The following is a 19,093-nucleotide window of genomic DNA, read 5'->3' as shown; positions in this document are numbered from 1 at the left end:
TATGTATAAAGGGCATGTATCTGGAAACCGCGCGCAGACTCGGCTCATGAAAACCTCCAGCAAGCCCCGCAATGCCATGGGAGGCACGTTCAGGGAGACGTACGAGAGATACGTCCGGAACAAAATGGGGAATATCACCGATGACGGATATCGTGGACGCCGGCGCTTCCGCCGGCACCGAAGGTAAGCTTATACGCGCGCTTGACTGGAAGGGCGCGTTCTGGGTGGCTGCGGGCGTGCCGCCGCTTGTTCTTTTCTCCATCGGCGGCATCGCCGGCACGACGGGCAAGCTTGCCTTCGTCGTGTGGATCATTTCGATGATCATGGGGTTCCTGCAATCCTTCACCTACGCGGAAATTGCCGGCATGTTCGGCAACAAGTCCGGCGGTGCCTCGGTTTACGGCGCGACCGCCTGGCTGCGCTATTCGAAATTCATTGCGCCGCTTTCCGTATGGTGCAACTGGTTTGCCTGGTCGCCGGTGCTGTCGCTCGGCTGCGCCATAGCGGCCGGTTATATCCTCAATGCCTTCTTCCCCATTCCAGCGGCGGATTCGCAGGCGGTGCTCAGCTGGATCAGTGCACACGCGGCCTCGATCACCGCCGATAGCCCGCGTGTTGCGGAATACATCGCGGCCCACGCCGGTACATCGCCCGACGATGCGGTAAAAGCGCTACTCAGCGCCGACGGCGTCGCAGCTTTTACGCCGGCCATTCGCAACTGGTCGCTGTTCAGCTTCAACATTCCTTTCCTCGCGACCGCCAATATCAATGCCACCTTCTTCATCGGCGGCATCCTGATGCTGATCATCTTCGCGATCCAGCATCGCGGCATATCCGAAACGGCAAGCGTACAGAAATGGCTCGCCATCATCGTACTCGTGCCGCTTCTGATTATCGGTGTCTATCCGATCGTCAGCGGCCAAATCCTCTCCGCCAACGTGACCGGACTGTTGCCGCCGACAGCGGCGTACGCTGCGACCGACGGCACCTGGAGCAATGGCGGCTGGACGCTCTTCCTCGGCGGTCTCTATATCGCCGCCTGGTCGACCTACGGTTTCGAGACTGCGGTCTGCTATACGCGGGAATTGAAGAACCCGAAGACGGATACCTTCAAGGCGATCTTCTATTCGGGCCTTGCCTGCTGCATCTTCTTCTTCCTCGTGCCCTTCGCCTTTCAGGGCGTGCTCGGTCATGCTGGCATGCTGGCTCCGGGCATTGTCGACGGCACTGGTGTCGCCGAAGCGCTCGGCGGCCTGATCGGCGCTGGCCGCGTCGTCACGCAGTTGCTCGTCATCCTGATGATCCTGGCACTATTCCTGGCGATCATGACGGCAATGGCCGGTTCCTCCCGCACCCTCTATCAGGGCTCGAAGGATGGCTGGCTGCCGAAATATCTCGATCATGTGAACGAGAACGGCGCGCCCACGAGAGCGATGTGGACCGACTTTGCCTTCAATCTCTTTCTTCTCGCTATTGCGTCGGACACGAGCGGTTATTTCTTCGTGCTTGCCGTCTCCAACGTCGGATACATCATCTTCAACTTCCTCAATCTCAATTCCGGCTGGATCCATCGCATGGACTCCGGCCATGTCGAGCGTCCATGGAAGGCACCGTCCTGGCTCATTGGCCTCAATACCATCCTTGCCTTCGTCAACGCGCTTTTCCTTGGCGCTGGCGCCAAGGTCTGGGGCTATGCCAATGCCCTTTGGATCGGTTTTGCCTTCGCGGCCCTGATCCTGCCGGTCTTTGCCTACAGGCATTATGTTCGCGATGGCGGCAAGTTCCCGGCCGGCGCCATGGATGATCTTGGCCTGGTCGGCCAGGATCTGGGTGTCAGGAAGGCGGGCATTCTACCCTATCTGGCGCTTGCCGGCGGGCTTGCCATCGTGCTGATCGCCAATTGGGCTTTCCAGCTGCCGTCATAGCGGCATCCGGTAGAAGATGAGGTTCATGCTTGCAAGTCCGGCCTGGTCACAGGCCGGACTTTGCTATTGGAGCAACTGCCGGTGACCGTTCGATCATTCGGGTGCGACGATCAGGCTGTCGTCGATCTCGGCTTCTTCAGGTTGGCTGCGCTGTCGCGCCAGCCGTAGAAGCGTAGCCGCCAGCAGGATGGCCATCAACCCGAGCTCGACGGCGATGGCCGTTACGCCGGCGGAGAGATAGGCGCTCGAATACTGCAGCACCTGGGCAAATACAGCCCCGAGGATCGCCGGTCCGAGACCCAATGACACCTGTTGCATGGTCGCAAGCATGGCGCTGCCGGCGCCGGCATGTTCATGTGGCACGTCCGCCAACCCCAGCCGGTAGAAGCTGTTGACGATCAGAGCCTGCCCGAAACCGATCAGGACCGTGGATGGGATAAGGTTGATGACGCCCGGCTGAGGCCAGACCGTTTCGAGCGTCACGATGAGCAGGATGAGCCCGCTCATCTGGATCACGCAGCCCATCGCCAGCATGAGCTCCCGGCGTATGTTTGCAAGGCGACGCGTGACGAAGGCGGCCGAGATGAAATAGGAGCCGCCGAGCGCAATCAAGGCATTGCCCGATTGCAGCGGTGTCAGCCCGGCGCCTGCCTGCAGCGTCAGCGCGAAGACGAACATGAAGCCGCTCCAGCAGGTGAAGAAGAGTATGGCGATCAAGCCTCCGAACCGCATGCTGGAGATGCGTGTGAGTGAGGGAGGCAGGATCGGGAAGGCGCCGCGCGCCTCCTTGGCGCGTTCGATGCGCCAAAGAAGCACCACCAGCGGCAGGATCGGCACGAAGCCCAGCAGGCAAAGCCAATTCCAGTGGAGCGAGGGGCCGAGCGCGGTCGGCAGCAGCACCGAAAGCGTCAGTAGCGCCAGTGTGATCATGCCGGACCAGTCGATCGGAACTCTGCCTTGGCCGCGCGTTTCGGGAACATGCCGCCACATGCTGAGCAGGATCAGGATGCAGATCGGCAGATTGATGAGAAAGATGCTGCGCCAGCCGGAGCCGGCAATATCGGCCGAGATCAGGAAGCCGCCGAGAACCTGACCGACGATGAAGGCGATGCCGCCGATTGCGCTATAGAGAGAAACGGCGCGGGCGTGATCGCGTCCGGTCAGGCTGACATGGATCGTTGCCAGTACCTGCGGCACCATCAGCGCTGCTGCAATTCCCTGCAGTGCGCGAGCGACGATCAGGAAGGTGACTGAAGTCGCCACTCCGCAGAGCAGGGACGCGAGGCAGAACATCAGGACGGCCAGGCCGAACATGCGCCGGCGGCCGAAATTGTCACCAAGGCGCGCACCCATCGCCAGGCAGACGGCAAAGGCGACGCCATAGGCGGCGACGAAAAGTTCGAGTTCGGTCTCGCCGGCATGCAGCGAGGCGGAGATGGCGGCAAGGCCGACATTGATGATGGAAAAATCGAGCTGCAGCAGCAATTGCCCGGCAAGCAGGATCAGCAGGCCGAATTGGCCAAGCCGGATTGGTGCGGATGTCATGGGGACCTCAAACGATTTCCAGAACTGAGTCCACAGCGTTCTACACCTATGTTAAACTGGTACAAGATACCTGTTTAGACTGGTATAAAAAGTATCAGGCTGGAGAATGGAAATGCACGGTACGCTCGATATCACCCACAATCAGATGCTCTCGCGGGCACAGGAACTTGGTGAGATGTTGCGAAGACGGCGGGAAACTCTTGACCCGCAGCGACTGGGTCTTGGCCGCGCCGGGCGCATTCGTACACCCGGATTGCGACGGGAGGAAGTGGCGTCGCGTGCCGATATCGGCATCACCTGGTACACCAAGCTGGAGCAGGGCCGGCCGATCCGCGTGTCGCCGCGCGTGCTTCTCTCTGTCGCCCACGCTTTGGAATTCAACGAAGTCGAGACGGAACACCTGTTCAGATTGGCCAATCTGCCGGTTCCGCCCCGGCTCGAAAATCCTCGGGTCTGCGAGCCGCTCACGGAGGCAAGCCAGCGCATCCTCGATCAGCTCTGTCCTTACCCCGCTTTTATCCAGACGAAGCGCTACAATATACGCGGCTTCAACGAAGCCTATCGTCGTCTCGTCGGCGTCGATCTCGATGCGATCCCGCTTGAAGATCGCAATTGCATCTATCTGTCCCTCGTCAATCCCGCGTGGCGGGCGAGCCAGGTCAATCCCGATGAGGTATTGGCCGGCATGGCCGCGCTGTTCCGCGCCTCGATGGCGGAACACATCGACGACCCGGCCTGGGAGCGGCAACTGGAGCGCTACATGAGCGCTTCCGATCAGTTTCGAATCGTCTGGGACCGCTATCAGCTCAAGGGCATCGAGAATGTCGTGAAGCGCTTCCGTTTGACGGATGGCACGATACTGGCGCTGCAATCCAACAATTGGTGGGCAAGCCCCAGCAATGACGACCGCATGATCGTTTACACGCCCGTCGACGAAGCCGGGATGGAGAGGCTGAGCGCGATGATGAAGCGCAGGCGGGCTTGCTGAACGATTCGCCGAGACCCTTGGGATCAGATCACCATATCGGCGCTGCGGCCGGTTTCGTAGCGGGCTCGGACACCCGGCGTACCGGCGGTGTCAAAAATGGACGTAGTCTTTAGGCGGCAGTCTGCCTAACCTGACAAGCAGCAGACATGGATGCGGCCGGTTCGGCTGGCGGCTTGCCGCCGAGGACCGTCCGTTGCGAATAGCCAAAGCTGAAGTAATGCGTTGCAATAGTATCAGAGTAGTTTCACTTGCAAGGGCTCGGCCATCTGTGATGTCGGACCGGCAGTGGAAGGAGGCATGATGGAACGCTTTCGCCACCTTATGGGAGGCAGCCTATCGCCGAAGCAAGTCGCGACACTCCAGGAGGTGCTGGACAACGTCACCAGCCAGCCCTGGTTCGATAACAACGAGCATAGCCGCAACGCGCTAGCCGGGCGGCTGACTTTTCTTATCAAAATTGGAATAGAAAGCGCCGCGCATCTCCAAACCATCGGTGTCTGTTGGGCGGTAAATGACTTCAACCGCGATGCGATGAAAACGAACCGAGGGAAGCCGGCGGAGATACCAGGGATCAGGAATGCCGAGCAGCTTCGGCTTGAGGATTACCGCTAATCCTCGCATCCCGCGTCCGAGCTCAACGGGCATCTCGGTAAGATTCCGATGTCCTGCGACAGAACGCGATTTCATTTGGATGGCGCGATTAAACGCCTGCTTCTAGCCTGAAGCGCCTTGCAATCTTTCAGGACCGCTTCTTGCGCTTTAGACCTTTGATTTCCCGCATGTCATTGTCGAAAAGCCGCTGCACACTTTTACGCGATATGTTTCAAATCGCGGACACCATGTCCGAGCCGATGAGCTCGCTCATTCGTTTGATGAGGTCGTCCAGGATTGAGATGCGGTGGCCGCCGGAAGGACGAATGGCGAAGTAGGCGACCTCGATCTGCGGTTCGAATGGGATCGCAACTATATCGATTCCGGCAGACTGCAGGCTTGTGTGGTCGACGATGCCAACGCCCATGCCCGCGGCTGCGAAATGACAGCAATTGAGCATCGATGTCTCCATCGTGCTGGTTGGCTGATGATCCTGCGCGGAGAAGGCGCGATCGAGTGCCAGTCTGAGCGGCGAATTGCGGCCGGGGATCAGCACGCGTTCCTCCATGAGGTCGGCGGGTCGAATGACGTTTCGGGAGGCCAGCCGGTGCCCCGGGGCCATGGCGGCGACAGCATGGGAACTGTGCAGGAGAACGGCATTCTTGTCCGCCATACGGGGTGAACCGAAGACAAAGCCAAGGTCGTAGCGGTTCTTGTCGACCATGTCCCAAATGTGCCGGCTGTTTTCGACATCGATGACAAGCGGAATGTCGCGCCGGTTGCCGACGACATCGAGGATGGCTTGATGAAGATATGGCCGCACAAGCGATGTCACGCTGGCAATCCTCAGAACGGTATTCTTGTGCCGACGAATATCGTCGGCTGCCTGGGCGATCTGGTCGAGGCCGAGATAGAGCCGTTCGACTTCCCGGAAGAGCTGTGTCGCCTCCACCGTCGGCACGAGGCGGGCACCCACCCGCTCGAATAGCGTGATTTCGACGATTTCCTCCAAGTCACGGATGAGGCGGCTGACGGCGGGCTGCGTGACGTTCAAGGCATCGGCTGCAGCCGTGATGCCCCCCGTCATCATGACGCTTCTGAAGGCTTCCACTTGTCTTGGTTTCAATCGCATCCCAACGCCCTTTCCATAACATTAGGGCATGGATCGAACACAAAATGCAATTTTTCTTTTTGAGCCAGGTTCTTTAGTTGCAGAGAAAATCTGCTTGGAGAGTGCGGATTTCGCAAACGCCGGAGGAACACCATCATGAAATTTCTAAAGGTCGCAGCCGTCTTGGCGGCATCCGTCCTTGCCATGCCGCTCGCAAGCCAGGCCAGGGATTTGACCGTAGGTCTTGCTGCCTCGACGACATCCATGGATCCGCAGTTCTACGTCGTCGGGCCGAACAGCGCGATGGCACGCAATATTTTCGATGGTCTCGTCAATCAGGATGAGAAGCAGCGGCTGCAGCCGGCACTGGCGCTATCCTGGAAGACAATCGACGACACGACCTGGGAATTCAAGCTTCGTCCGAATGTGAAATTTCATGACGGCAGCGATCTGACCGCCAATGATGTCGTTGCCAGCGTCAAGCGCGTGCCGCTCGCGTCCAAGAACAGCCCGAGCTCCTTTGCGGCCTATGTCAAGGCGATCACCGAGGTCACGGCGGTCGATCCGCTGACGGTCCGTATCAAGACCGACGGCCCGACGCCGCTGCTGTTGAACAACCTCAGCCGTATCGCGATCCTGCCGGCCAAGATGCGAGATATCACGACGGAAGAGATGAATTCCGGCAAGGGCGTGATCGGCACAGGCCCGTTCAAATTTGTCTCCTGGACGCCCGACGATAACGTCGTGCTCGCGCGCAATGACGCCTATTGGGGCGAAAAGGCCGCCTGGGACAAGGTCACTTTCAAGGTATTCAAGAACAGCAGCGCGCGTGTTGCCGCAATGCTTTCCGGCGATGTCGACATGATCGAAAGCATCCCCACGGCCGACACGCGACGGCTGCAGGGCTCCGACCAGCTGAAGGTCGTCAATGTTGCCGGCAACCGGATCATGTATCTCCATATGGACCAGGCGCGCGAGGAATCGCCCTTCGCCAAGGGGCCTGACGGCAAGAACCCGCTCTTGAAGCTGGAGGTGCGCCGCGCGCTTTCGCTTTCGATCAACCGCGAAGCACTCGTCGACCGTATCATGGACGGGCAGGGCGTACCCGCCGGGCAGCTCGTTCCGGAAGGCTATTTCGGCTATGACCCGTCCATCAAGGTCGATCCTTACGATCCGAACAAGGCGAAGGAACTTCTCGCCAAGGCCGGCTATCCCAACGGGTTCTCGCTGACCTTCCATGCTTCCAACGACCGCTATCCGAACGATTCAAAGGTTGCCCAGGCGATCGGCCAGTTCTTCAGCCGCGTCGGCATCAAGACCGAGGTCGCGACCTTGCCCGGCAGCGTCTATTTCACCCGCGCCTCCAATCTCGAGTTCAGTTTCATCATGGGTGGTGCGGCGGTCGAGACGGGCGAGGCATCCGGCGTGCTCGGCCCGATCCTGGAAACTTTTGGTGACAAGGCGGGGCAGGGCAATCGCGGGCGCTATTCGAACCCGGAGTTCGACAAGGCGCTGAACGAAGCACGCTCGACGCTCGACGATGGCAAGCGTGAGGAGCTTCTTCGCAAGGCGACCGAGATCGCAATGAACGACCTTGGCGTCATCCCGATCTTCTACCTCGCCAACACCTGGGCGGTGAAGAAGGACCTTTCTTATCCCGGTCGCTCGGATGGCTACACGCTTCCCTATTATGTGAAGCCCAACTGAGCCGGCGAAGGGACGATCGAAGATGTCTTTCCGCGGCGTATTTCCCTATCTCGTCTCCCCGGTTGATCAATCCGGTCAGGTGATGAAGGGCGTGTTGACCGATCTCGTGGATCACCTGATCGCTTCAGGGGTCCACGGCCTGACGCCGCTCGGAAGTACCGGTGAATTCGCCTATCTGAACTGGGATCAGCGCCGCAGCGTCGTCGATACCGTGATTGCCGCCAGCCGCAGACGCGTTCCCGTGGTGGCGGGGGTTGCATCGACATCGACCAGCGATGCCGTCACCCAGACCGAATATATGGTCGAGGCAGGGGCCGACGGTATCCTCGCCGTGCTGGAATCCTATTTTCCGGTCAACGATGAGAGTGTCGAGGCCTACTTCACGGCCATTGCCAAGGCCGCAAAAGGGCGGCCGGTGGTGCTCTACACCAATCCGCAATTCCAGCGTTCCGATTTGAGCCTGCCCGTTATTGAGCGGCTGAGTCGCGTCGATAATATCCGCTACCTCAAGGACGCCTCGACCAATACGGGGCGGCTGCTCTCCATCATCGAACGGACCCATGGCCGAATGGAGGTGTTTGCCGCCTCGGCCCACATTCCGGTCTGCGTGATGATGATCGGTGGCGTCGGCTGGATGGCAGGCCCTGCCTGCGTCGTGCCGAAGCAGAGCATCGCGCTTTATGAGGCGGCCAATGCCGGCTATTGGGCAAGGGCGATGGAGCTGCAGCGGCCGCTCTGGCGGGTCAACGAGATCTTCGCAAAATATTCGATCGCCGCCTGCATCAAGACGGCGCTGGAACTGCAGGGCTTTGCCGTCGGCGGCCCCATGCATCCGCAACTCCCGCTTGGCGAGGCCGCACGAACCGAGATCGCGGACGTTCTTCGCGAACTCGGCGCCCTTTGACACCGCGTTTACCGTCTATTGAAGGCATTTCACCATGAAGCCGATTTCGATCATTGTCGATTGTGACCCCGGAATTGACGATACGATCGCACTTCTGACCGCATTCGTGTCGCCGGAACTCAACATACTCGGCATCACGCCGGTCTGCGGCAACCAGCCGCTGGAGCGCACCGTGCGCAACGCCCTTCAGGTCTGCGAACTCGGCGGACGCCCCGATATTCCGGTCTTTGCAGGCTGTTTCCGCCCGATGCTGCGCGAGCCGATCCACGGCCAGTTTCACGGCAAGACCGGGCTTGGCAACACGATCTTGCCGGAGCCTGAAAAGACGGCGGAGAGCAAATCGGCGGTCGATTTCCTTATCGATACGTTGAGCGAAGCGGCGCGGACGGGAGAGCGTGTCACGCTCTGCTGCCTCGGACCGATGACCAACGTCGCTGTCGCCCTGCGCATGAAGCCGGGGATTGCCGAGGGCATCGAGCGGATCGTCATGATGGGAGGCGCCTATCGCGAACCCGGCAACCGGACGATGACCTCCGAATTCAACATGCTGGCGGACCCGCATGCGGCGCATGTCGTCTTCTCGAGCGGAATTCCGCTCGTCGCGCTGGCGCTCGATGCGACGCATCAGGTGATGCTGAAGCCCGAGCATGTCGCCGAATTCTCCCGCGTCAGCGGGCGCATCTCGCAGACGCTTGCCGAGCTGATGGCCTTCTGGGATCGCAACGATGTGCGCCGCTACGGCTCGCGCGGCGGCCCGCTACACGATCCGCTGGTGATCGCCTATATCCTCGCCCCGCATCTGTTCGAGACCGAGAAGGCTCGCGTATTCGTGGAATATGAAAGCGAACTCTGCATGGGTCAGACGATTGCCGACTGGTACGACAAGAGCGGCCTCGAGCCGAATGCCGACATCGTCACCAAGGTCGATGCCGAGGGTGTGATCGCCTTCTTTCTCGAGCGCTTGTCGCGCTATGTCGAGAAGGCTGTCGCATGAGACGCGAAAAGATCATCATCGATGCCGATCCCGGCGTGGACGATGCCGCCGCCATCCTGATGGCGCTCGCATCGCCGGAAGTCGATGTACTTGGTTTGTCGATCGTCGCAGGCAATGTTCCGCTTCGTGATACGGTGGTCAACGCCTGCAAGATCGTCGGTCTTAGCGGCCGTCATGACGTGCCGGTTCATGCGGGGGCTGGCGGACCGCTCGTGCGGAATCAGGTCTATGGCAAATATGCCCGGATCGGCGCCTTTGACGATGCCTTGGTCAAAGCCGGTGATATAGGCCCATCCGACGAGCATGCCGTCCATTTCATCATGCGCTCCGCGCGCGAAGCAGTAGCGGCCGGCGAGCAGATCACCATTTGTGCCATCGGGCCGATGACCAATATCGCCTTGGCGCTCATCCAGCATCCGGATGTGGCATCCGGCATAAGACAGATCGTCTCGATGGGCGGAGCCTTTAAGGCGCTCGGCCATCGCACGCCCTGGGCCGAATTCAATATCTATGCCGATCCGCACGCCGCCGAGGTCGTCTATCGCTCGGGCGTGCCGATCGTAACGATGCCGCTCGACATGACGCTTCAGGCCCTGTTTACCGCGGAGCATTTCGAGCAGTTTCGGGCCGGCGGCGAGGCAGGGAACGCGCTTTTCAACCTGCTTTCGACCTTCGACCGCAGCGACGTCGGGCGGTTCGGCAGGCCGGGCGGCCCGATCCACGACGCGACGACGATTGCCTGGCTCATACGCCCGGATTTGTTCACCGGCCGCAAGGCTTTCGTCGGCGTGCAGGTAACCGGCCTCACCATGGGCTACACCTATGCGAACTTTTACGGAAAGATGGATCGCTTGCCGAATGCCACTGTCATCACCGACGTCGACGAGGCCGGGTTCATCGCACTGCTGATCGAGCGTATCGCCCGTTATGGGCGGGATGGGCTCGGGACAACAGCGCAGGGAGGTTGAAAATCATGGGCGGATATTTGCTGAGCCGGTCGATCCAGACCATTCTTACGCTGCTCGTCATGTCAGTTCTGGTCTTTGCCGGACTCTATCTCGTCGGCAATCCCGTCGATGTGCTGTTGAGCCCGACGGCAACGCCGGCGGAACGTCTTCAGGTGATCCAGTCCTTCGGTCTCGACAAGCCTGTTTGGGAGCAATACTGGCTGTTTCTCACGCGTGCGCTATCAGGCGATCTCGGCAATTCCTTCGTCTATAATCAACCCGCGCTGACGTTGATCCTTCACCGTATGCCGGCGACCTTGGAGCTCGCCTTCGTTGCACTCGTCATGGCGCTTGTCATCGGTATTCCGCTTGGCGTCTATGCCGGCCTGAAGCCGAAGGGCCTGATCTCGAAATCGATCATGACCTTCTCGATCCTCGGCTTCAGCCTGCCGACTTTCTGGATCGGCCTCGTGATGATCATGCTGTTCAGCGTGCATTTCGGCTGGCTGCCGGCCTCCGGCCGGGGCCAGACAGTGCCGGTTTTCGGCGTGCCGCTCAGCCTCTTCACTTTGGACGGCCTTTCCCATCTGGTGTTGCCGGCCTTCAACCTGGCGCTTTTCAAGATTTCGCTCGTCATCCGACTGACCCGCGCCGGCGTCATGGAGACGATGCAGCTCGATTTCGTCCGCTTCGCCCGCGCCAAGGGCCTGACCGAACGGCGGATCGTCACCGTGCATGTGCTGAAGAACACGCTGATCCCGCTGATCACCGTGATCGGCCTCGAACTCGGCTCGTTGATCGCCTTTGCCGTCGTGACCGAGACGATCTTTGCCTGGCCCGGCATGGGCAAGCTCATCATCGACGCGATCGGCGTACTCGATCGCCCGGTCATCCTCGCCTATCTGATGATCACCGTCGTGATGTTCAGCGTCATCAATCTCCTGGTCGACATCCTCTATTCGATCGTCGATCCCCGCGTTCGTCTCGAAGGGAATTCGTAATGGCCGACAATAGCTCAGACGCTGGTTCGGTGCATGCAGGCCAGACGAATGTAGGCAAGGCGGCCTCGCGCTCACCGTTCCGCCAGACGATGTCGGCTCTTCTGCACGACAGGCTTGCGCTGGCAGGCCTCATCATCGTCGCCATCTTCGTGGTTGCTGCAATATTCGCGCCGTTGCTCGCCCCGCAGAACCCCTATGACCTGTCCCAGCTCGACATTCTCGATGGGCGCCTGCCGCCCGGCTCGCATAGCACGAGCGGCATGCTTTACCTGATCGGTACGGACGATCAGGGTCGCGATCTGATGAGCGCGATCCTGTACGGCCTGCGTACCAGCCTGCTCGTGGGCATATCGAGTGCCGCCGTGGCGCTGGTCATTGGCGCCTCGATCGGGCTCGTCAGCGCCTATGTCGGCGGTCGCCTCGATGCCTTCCTGATGCGAGTAGTCGATATCCAGCTAAGCTTCCCGGCCATTCTCATCGCGCTGATCTTTCTCGCCATCCTCGGGCAAGGCGTCGACAAGATCATCCTGGCGCTCATCGTCACGCAATGGGCTTATTATGCCCGCACGATTCGCGGCTCGGCGCTGGTGGAGCGCAAACGTGCCTATGTGGACGCTGCCCGCTCGATGGCCTTGCCCGATGGCAGCATCCTCTTTCGCCATATCCTGCCGAACTGCCTGCCACCCTTGATCGTGGTCGCGACGATGCGCGTGGCCTATGCCATCATGCTGGAGGCGACGCTCTCCTTCCTCGGTATCGGCCTGCCGGTCACACAACCGTCTCTCGGCCTGCTGATTTCCAACGGTTTCGAATATCTGCTCTCTGGCGACTACTGGATCAGCTTCTTCCCGGGCCTTGCGCTTCTCATGCTCATCGTCGGGATCAATCTCATCGGCGATGCGCTCCGCGATATCCTCAATCCACGGCGGGAAGGCTGAGCCATGACCAAACCGATCCTTTCGATCTCCAAGCTCAACACGGCCTTTCGCGTCGGAGGCGAGTGGCGCAATGTCATCAGCGATATCAGCTTCGATATCGGCCCGAAGGAAACCGTCGCTGTTGTCGGCGAATCCGGCTCCGGCAAGAGTGTTACGGCCATGTCGATCATGCGGCTTCTGTCGCCAGCCAATTCGAAGATCACAGGCAGGATCGAGTTCGAGGGACGCGATCTTCTGTCCCTGCCGCTTGCCGATATGCAGGCGATCCGCGGCAACAGGATCGGCATGATCTTCCAGGAACCGATGACCTCGCTCAATCCCGTCCTGAGGATTGGCCAGCAGATCACCGAGGTGCTGGTGCAGCATCGCGGCATGTCGCAATCACAGGCCGAAGCTGAAGCGGTGCGCCTGCTTGAGAAGGTGCGCATCCCTTCGGCGAAATCGCGCCTTAACGACTATCCGATGAATTTTTCCGGCGGTATGCGCCAGCGCGTGGTGATCGCAATCGCGCTTGCCTGCGATCCGAAGCTTCTGATCGCCGACGAACCGACGACCGCGCTCGACGTGACCATCCAGGCGCAGATCCTCGGTCTGATCAAGACGCTGCAGGAAGAAGAGGGGATGTCGGTTCTCTTCATCACCCATGACATGGGCGTCGTTGCTGAAATCTCCGATCGCACGGTCGTCATGTATCGCGGCGAGCAGGTGGAGACGGATACGACCGCAGCGCTCTTTGCCGGCGCCAGGCATCCCTATACGCGCGCGCTTCTTTCGGCCGTGCCGCAACTCGGCTCGATGACCGGAAAGGACCGCCCCTTGCGCTTTCCGCAGGTGGATATGGCGACCGGCGAGGTGCAGCCGGTGAAGCCGACCGAAGATACGGTAAAGCTCAGCGAGCCGCCCATCCTGAAGGTCGACAACCTCATCACCCGCTTTCCCGTCAAGCGCGGCTTCCTGCGTAGGACCGTCGGCAGCATCCACGCCGTCGAAGGCGTTTCGCTCGAACTCAGGCAGGGTGAAACCCTGTCGCTGGTCGGCGAATCCGGTTGCGGCAAGTCGACGACCGGACGTTCGATCATCCGTCTTGCCCCGGCAATGTCAGGCGAAATCCACATCGACGGCAAGGATGTCCTGAAGGCCGGCAAGAGCGATCTCGCCGATATCAGGCGCGAAGCGCAGATGATCTTCCAGGATCCGTTCGAAAGCCTCAATCCGCGCATGCGTATCGGCCAGGCGATCGCCGAACCGATCATTGCCCATGGGCTGGCAAGCGCCTCGCAGGCAAAGGATCGCGTCGGCCGCCTTCTCGAACGGGTCGGCCTTTCGGCCTCGATGGCGGATCGCTTTCCGCACGAGTTCTCGGGTGGGCAGCGCCAGCGTGTGTGCATTGCCCGGGCACTTGCGCTCGAGCCGAAGCTTCTCATTGCCGATGAATCGGTTTCCGCGCTCGACGTCTCCGTCAAGGCGCAGGTCATCAATCTCATGCTGGACCTGCAGGAGAAGTACGGTCTCGGCTATCTCTTCATCAGCCACGACATGGCCGTGGTGGAGCGCATCAGCCACCGTGTTGCGGTGATGTATCTCGGTGAGATCGTCGAGATCGGGCCTCGCCGGGCTGTTTTCGACAACCCGCAGCACGACTATACCAAGCGCCTGATGGCGGCAGTTCCGGTTGCCGATCCCACGCGGCGTAAGGTGCGCCGCATCTCCAATGAGGAGATCGGGAGCCCGTTCCGCACAGTCGACTACCAACCACCAAAGCGCAGATACGAGCAGGTGGGAGACAGTCACTTTTTCCAGGTGGCTTGAGAGATCGACGCGCCGCGCTGATGAGGGCGCGGCTTGCGGCTTGGTTTTCAGATTGGCGATCGTTGTATACGAAGAAATATAATGATAGCGATTGGGACCTTTTCAGGAGGATCCCATGTTTCAGCGCCAACGTCTGCTTGTTTTCGTTAAAATCGCTATCATTTTCAGCAGCTTGTTGTTTTCCGCCTCCGCCTGGGCAGACCGTGTCGTGACCGATCAGATCGGCCGGCAGGTGCATATTCCCGATGCCGTCAACCGGGTCGTCATCCTGCAGCATCAGACGCTCAATATCGCCGTCCAGCTCGATGCGATGGACAAGGTGGTTGGCGTTCTCGACGAATGGAAGAAGCAACTCGGTGCCAATTATGTGCGGCTTGCACCGCAGCTGCCCAATCTGCCGATGCCGGGCGGCCTGACCAAGGTGAACATTGAGGAACTTCTGAAGCTGAGGCCGGATGTGGTCTTCGTGACCAATTATGCGCCGGCCGATATGGTGAAGCAGATCGAGGATGCCGGCCTTTCCGTCGTGGCGATCTCGCTGCTCGATGTGCCGCCAGCAGAGGCCGTCAAGCTCAACCCCTCCGTCAAGGATGAGCCAGCCGCAATCGACGCCGGCTTTGCGACCGGCGTGCGCCTCATCGCTGACGTGCTCGGACGCAAGCAACAGGGCGAGGCGATGATTACGGCGACCACGAAGACCCGCAAACTCGTTGCCGATCGTCTTGCCGATATCCCGGCGGACAAGCGCGTGCCGGTCTATATGGCCAATCCGGACCTGACGACCTATGGCCGCGGCAAATATACCGGCCTGATGATGGAGCGCGCCGGCGCCCGCAACGTTGCAAGCTCGGTCAGCGGCTTCAAGCAGGTGACGATGGAGGACGTGCTGACGTGGAACCCCGCCGTCATCTTCGTTCAGGAGCGCTATCCGGCCGTCGTGGATGAGATCAGGAAGGCTGCCTCCTGGCAGACGATCGATGCCGTCAAGAGCGGGCGCATCTACCTCATGCCGGAATATGCCAAGGCATGGGGCTATCCGATGCCGGAAGCCATGGCGCTCGGCGAGCTCTGGATGGCGAAGGAGCTTTATCCCGAGCGGTTCAAGGATATCGACATGCAGAGGCAAGCGGACGCCTACTACAAGGAATTCTACCGCACCGACTATCGCGCCGCGCAATGAGCGCGATGGCTTCCAGCCGATATGGGTCTAGAGCAACGATCGCCACGTTGGCGATCCTGCTTCTGATCGTCGCCGTCGTTTCACTCGGCGTTGGCCGCTACGATATTCCATTCCAGCGCGTCGTGGAAATCCTCTGGTCGCCGATCTCACCGCCGGCGGTGCCCGTGACGGCGACCGAGGCGAACGTCGTCTTCACGGTGCGCATGCCGCGTATCCTGCTGGCGTTGCTTGCCGGTGCCGGACTGGCGCTCTCGGGTGCGACGCTGCAGGGCGTGTTCCGCAATCCGCTGGTGGGGCCGCAGGTGATGGGCGTTTCGTCGGGGGCGGCATTCGGCGGCACGCTCGCCATCCTGCTAAGCTTCTCGCGCTACGGTCTGCTCAGTTCCGCTTTCGCATTCGGTCTTTCGGCGCTTGTTATCGTCTACGCGCTGAATGGCATTGTCGCGCGGCGCAATATCCTGGCGCTGGTCCTTGCCGGTGTCGTGGTAAGCGGCTTCTTCGGAGCGCTGGTGAGTCTCGTGCAATATCTCGCCGACACCGAAGACAAGCTGCCGGCCATGGTGTTCTGGCTGCTTGGCAGCTTTGCGACGGCGAACTGGGAGAAATTCTGGCTGATTGCGGCACCCGTCGTCATCGGCAGCCTGCTGCTGCTCGGTCTGCGCTGGCGCATCAATCTGCTGTCGATCGGCGATGAAGATGCCCGTGCCCTTGGTGTCAATGTCGAGCCGCTGCGCTGGCTGATCCTTGTGCTGGTCTCTTGCATCGTCGCCGCGCAGGTTGCCGTCAGCGGCATTATCGGCTGGGTCGGTCTCGTCGTGCCGCATATGGCGCGCATGCTGGTCGGGCCGGATCATCGCGTGATGATGCCGGCATCCCTGCTGATCGGCGCGCTTTACCTGCTCATCATCGACACCATCGCGCGCACCGCGACCAGCTCGGAAATCCCGCTCGGCATCCTAACGGCGCTGATCGGCACGCCGGTCTTCGTTTTGGTGCTCAGGCAAACTCAGCGAGGCGCGCGTGGTCTCTGATCCGGTCAAGCTGCGCATCGAAAACGCGAGCCAAACCTATGATGGCAGGCGCTGGCAGTTCCGCGATCTTCATCTCGATCTCCGCGCCGGCCAGATCACAGCTATTCTCGGGCCGAATGGTCGCGGCAAGTCTACCTTGCTGCGCGTGCTCGCCGGGCTCTTGAAGCCGAGCGTCGGCAACGTCACGCTGAACCTACAGACAGGCTTCGTGCCGCAGGAGTTTTCCGGCTCCTTTCCCTATTCCGTGCTCGACGTGGTGCTGATGGGGCGTGCCCGTCACATCGGGCTGTTCCAGACACCGCGCAAGGTCGATGTCGAGAAGGCTATGGAGGCGCTTCATCTCACCGGCATGGCTGATTATGCGCCGCGCAACATCGAAGCGCTTTCCGGCGGCGAGCGGCAACTGGTGCTGATCGCGCGGGCGCTGGCCGGCGAAAACGCCGTGCTGCTGCTTGACGAGCCGGCCTCGGCGCTCGACCTCAAGAACCAGGATGTCGTGCTGTCGCTGCTCGCAACCCTTGCCGATCGTCAGGGGTTGGCGATTGCCTTCACCACGCATCAGCCGAACCACGCGGTCGCCATCGCCGACAAGGTGCTGCTCATGCTCGACGAGGCAAGAGCCGTCTTCGGCACCACCGATGATGTGATGACGGAAGAGAATCTCGAGGCGCTTTATGGTATTCCCGTCCGCTCGGCGACGCTCGGCAGTGGCGAACTCATGGAGACCGCGTTCGTGCCGCTGTTCCGGCAACGAGACAGGAAAGGAAATCGCCCGTGAGCAACGCAGTTCAAGTCTTGTCGGCCGGCAGTCTGCGCCATTCCTTTCCGGCGATCATCGGTGCTTTCGGCCATGAATATGGTATCGGCATTTCGCTGACGCTGGGGCCTGCCGGACTATTGCGCGAAACGATCGAGGAGGGCACCAGCTTCGACCTCTTTGCATCCGCCAACATGGCACATCCGCAGCGGCTTGTTTCGATGGGGCTTGCAGAAGATGCGGTCTGCTTTGCCCGCAATCGGCTCTGCGTGCTCTCGCGCGCCGATCTTGGGTTGACGACGGAGAACTTTCTCGCGGTTCTGTCCGATCCCGCCGTCGGCATCGGCACATCGACGCCGGGCGACGATCCGGGTGGCGACTATGCGTTCGAGGTTTTCGACCGCATCGAAGCCCGGCATCCGGGCAAGGGCGAGGCGATCAAGTCGCGGTCGCGGCAACTAGTCGGCGGGCGCAACTCGCCGCCGGCGCCGCCAGGCAAGGGCGGCGGCTATCTGATTGCCGATGGCGTGGTCGACCTGATGATGAGCTATTCTTCGAATGCGCGCCTGCTGGCAGGCGATCCGGCTTTCAGCGTCATCGATATCCCCGACGAGTTTCAGCCGCTTATTGAATACGGCATGGCAATCCGAAGGGACGCGGATGACGAAACCCAATGTCTACGTGAGTTTCTGCTGTCGGAGACAGGGCAGGAAATTCTCGGCAAAGCCGGCTTTTCTCCGGTCGGCTGATCTGCAACACGCTCGTATCGGGGATCAATTCCTCGGTGGCGCGCTCGAGCGCAGATAGGCGTCGGTCTCGTTCTGCAGCCATTCGCAGAAGAGTGCGGATTTCCGGTTCCGGCGGGCGCGGCGCAGCGCGACATATTCGTGGCCGCTTTCCAGGAAGCCATAGGGCGCCATCAAGCGGCCGAAGCGGATATCGTCGCTGACATAGGGCCACGGGGCGACGCAGACGCCAAGGCCTGCGCTTGCCGCCTCCAACATGAAATAGAAATGCTCGTATTCGACACGTGGCCCGGTGGCGACCGATCTTTCGGAGCGGGCCAGCCAATCACCCCATGCCCGCAACCTTGTGCGCGTGTGGAGCTGAGGCAGGCCGTCGAATGCGGGCGTCGACTCGACATAGAGCGACGGCGCAAGCACCGCACCCGTCTGCTCCGGAAAAAGGGAAATCACATCGGCACCAGCGGGCCATGGCGCGACACCGACCCGGATCGCCACGTCAAAGCCGTCCCGGTTGAAATCGACGGGTTTTGACGAGGCCGACAGACGAACTTCTATGTTGGGGTATTTCGCCTGAAACCGGTAGAGGCGAGGGATGAGCCATCGCATCGTGAATGTGCCCGGACAGGAGACATCGAGCTGACCGTCTTCGGTGTCGGCGACGGCGCGCACCGACAGATCCATCTGGTCGAACGCGGTCGTGAGCCCTGTCAACAGGGTCGTCCCGCCTTCGGTCAGTCTCAGCCGGTTCTTCGGCCCTTCGAACAAGGGAATGCCGAGCACATCCTCCAGATGCTGGATCTGCCGGCTAACGGCGCTGTGCGTCACATTCAGCTCATCCGCGGCAAGCGTCATGCGTCCCAGCCGGCCGGCCGCTTCAAAGGCGCGCAATGCGTTCAGGGAGGGTATTCGTCTAGCCATG

At 60.6% G+C, this 19,093-nt stretch carries 17 protein-coding genes; 14 read left to right on the top strand and 3 right to left on the bottom strand.

The features are described from left to right. The first annotated feature begins 140 nt into the window (after nt 1-140). Nucleotides 141-1,925, top strand: a complete 1,785-nt coding sequence (locus AC13Q5_RS29320; protein WP_075855095.1) for a trimethylamine N-oxide permease — start codon at nt 141-143, stop codon at nt 1,923-1,925. A 93-nt stretch (nt 1,926-2,018) separates the two neighbouring features. Here AC13Q5_RS29320 and AC13Q5_RS29315 read toward each other — a convergent pair whose 3' ends face one another. Then, a complete protein-coding gene (locus AC13Q5_RS29315) occupies nt 2,019-3,470 on the bottom strand; it encodes an MFS transporter (RefSeq protein WP_488504070.1) in 1,452 nt (483 codons plus the stop codon). A 112-nt stretch (nt 3,471-3,582) separates the two neighbouring features. Between AC13Q5_RS29315 and AC13Q5_RS29310 the strand changes: the two genes are divergently transcribed. After that, nucleotides 3,583-4,458 (top strand): helix-turn-helix transcriptional regulator, encoded by an 876-nt coding sequence (locus AC13Q5_RS29310; protein WP_075855093.1) that lies wholly within the window; start codon nt 3,583-3,585, stop codon nt 4,456-4,458. A gap of 297 nt (nt 4,459-4,755) precedes the next feature. Continuing rightward, on the top strand, nt 4,756-5,070 hold the full coding sequence (locus AC13Q5_RS29305; protein ID WP_488504069.1) for a hypothetical protein: 315 nt from the start codon (nt 4,756-4,758) through the stop codon (nt 5,068-5,070). Between the two features lie 211 nt (nt 5,071-5,281). Here the strand turns inward: AC13Q5_RS29305 and AC13Q5_RS29300 are convergent, their stop codons facing one another. Further along, entirely contained in the window at nt 5,282-6,181 is a 900-nt protein-coding gene (locus AC13Q5_RS29300) for a LysR substrate-binding domain-containing protein (RefSeq protein WP_488504068.1), read from the bottom strand. A 135-nt stretch (nt 6,182-6,316) separates the two neighbouring features. On the opposite strand from AC13Q5_RS29300, the gene AC13Q5_RS29295 reads away from it, so the two are divergent. From AC13Q5_RS29295 to AC13Q5_RS29245, 11 genes are all read left to right on the top strand, one after another. Beyond that, complete coding sequence (locus AC13Q5_RS29295; RefSeq protein WP_488504067.1) at nt 6,317-7,867, top strand: ABC transporter substrate-binding protein; 1,551 nt, start codon at nt 6,317-6,319, stop codon at nt 7,865-7,867. A gap of 22 nt (nt 7,868-7,889) precedes the next feature. After that, complete coding sequence (locus AC13Q5_RS29290) at nt 7,890-8,771, top strand: dihydrodipicolinate synthase family protein (RefSeq protein ID WP_488504066.1); 882 nt, start codon at nt 7,890-7,892, stop codon at nt 8,769-8,771. Between the two features lie 34 nt (nt 8,772-8,805). Further along, the gene (locus AC13Q5_RS29285; RefSeq protein ID WP_488504065.1) at nt 8,806-9,765 is read left to right on the top strand and encodes a nucleoside hydrolase; all 960 of its coding nucleotides are present in this window, start codon (nt 8,806-8,808) and stop codon (nt 9,763-9,765) included. Continuing rightward, nucleotides 9,762-10,733 (top strand): nucleoside hydrolase, encoded by a 972-nt coding sequence (locus AC13Q5_RS29280; RefSeq protein WP_488504064.1) that lies wholly within the window; start codon nt 9,762-9,764, stop codon nt 10,731-10,733. Before AC13Q5_RS29285 ends, AC13Q5_RS29280 begins: the two co-directional genes overlap by 4 nt. Nucleotides 10,734-10,738: 5 nt before the next feature. After that, nucleotides 10,739-11,713, top strand: a complete 975-nt coding sequence (locus tag AC13Q5_RS29275; RefSeq protein WP_488504063.1) for an ABC transporter permease — start codon at nt 10,739-10,741, stop codon at nt 11,711-11,713. Then, on the top strand, nt 11,713-12,651 hold the full coding sequence (locus tag AC13Q5_RS29270) for an ABC transporter permease (protein ID WP_488504062.1): 939 nt from the start codon (nt 11,713-11,715) through the stop codon (nt 12,649-12,651). Before AC13Q5_RS29275 ends, AC13Q5_RS29270 begins: the two co-directional genes overlap by 1 nt. Nucleotides 12,652-12,654: 3 nt before the next feature. Continuing rightward, nucleotides 12,655-14,460: an ABC transporter ATP-binding protein gene (locus AC13Q5_RS29265; protein WP_488504061.1), complete on the top strand. Its 1,806-nt coding sequence runs from the start codon at nt 12,655-12,657 to the stop codon at nt 14,458-14,460. A gap of 115 nt (nt 14,461-14,575) precedes the next feature. Continuing rightward, nucleotides 14,576-15,640: an ABC transporter substrate-binding protein gene (locus tag AC13Q5_RS29260; protein ID WP_488504060.1), complete on the top strand. Its 1,065-nt coding sequence runs from the start codon at nt 14,576-14,578 to the stop codon at nt 15,638-15,640. A gap of 5 nt (nt 15,641-15,645) precedes the next feature. Then, on the top strand, nt 15,646-16,671 hold the full coding sequence (locus tag AC13Q5_RS29255) for a FecCD family ABC transporter permease (protein ID WP_488504059.1): 1,026 nt from the start codon (nt 15,646-15,648) through the stop codon (nt 16,669-16,671). After that, nucleotides 16,661-17,449: an ABC transporter ATP-binding protein gene (locus tag AC13Q5_RS29250; protein WP_488504058.1), complete on the top strand. Its 789-nt coding sequence runs from the start codon at nt 16,661-16,663 to the stop codon at nt 17,447-17,449. The genes AC13Q5_RS29255 and AC13Q5_RS29250 overlap by 11 nt, the downstream gene beginning before the upstream one ends. Then, a complete protein-coding gene (locus tag AC13Q5_RS29245) occupies nt 17,446-18,177 on the top strand; it encodes a molybdate ABC transporter substrate-binding protein (RefSeq protein WP_488504057.1) in 732 nt (243 codons plus the stop codon). Before AC13Q5_RS29250 ends, AC13Q5_RS29245 begins: the two co-directional genes overlap by 4 nt. A gap of 24 nt (nt 18,178-18,201) precedes the next feature. On the opposite strand, the gene AC13Q5_RS29240 is transcribed toward AC13Q5_RS29245, so the two are convergent. Continuing rightward, on the bottom strand, nt 18,202-19,092 hold the full coding sequence (locus tag AC13Q5_RS29240; RefSeq protein WP_457877594.1) for a LysR family transcriptional regulator: 891 nt from the start codon (nt 19,090-19,092) through the stop codon (nt 18,202-18,204). Between the last annotated feature and the right edge of the window lies 1 nt (nt 19,093).

The organism is Martinezella sp. CNPSo 3964 (assembly GCF_057784375.1).
Note: the sequence above shows the minus strand (reverse complement) of the source record. Positions and strands in the feature narration are given on the sequence as shown.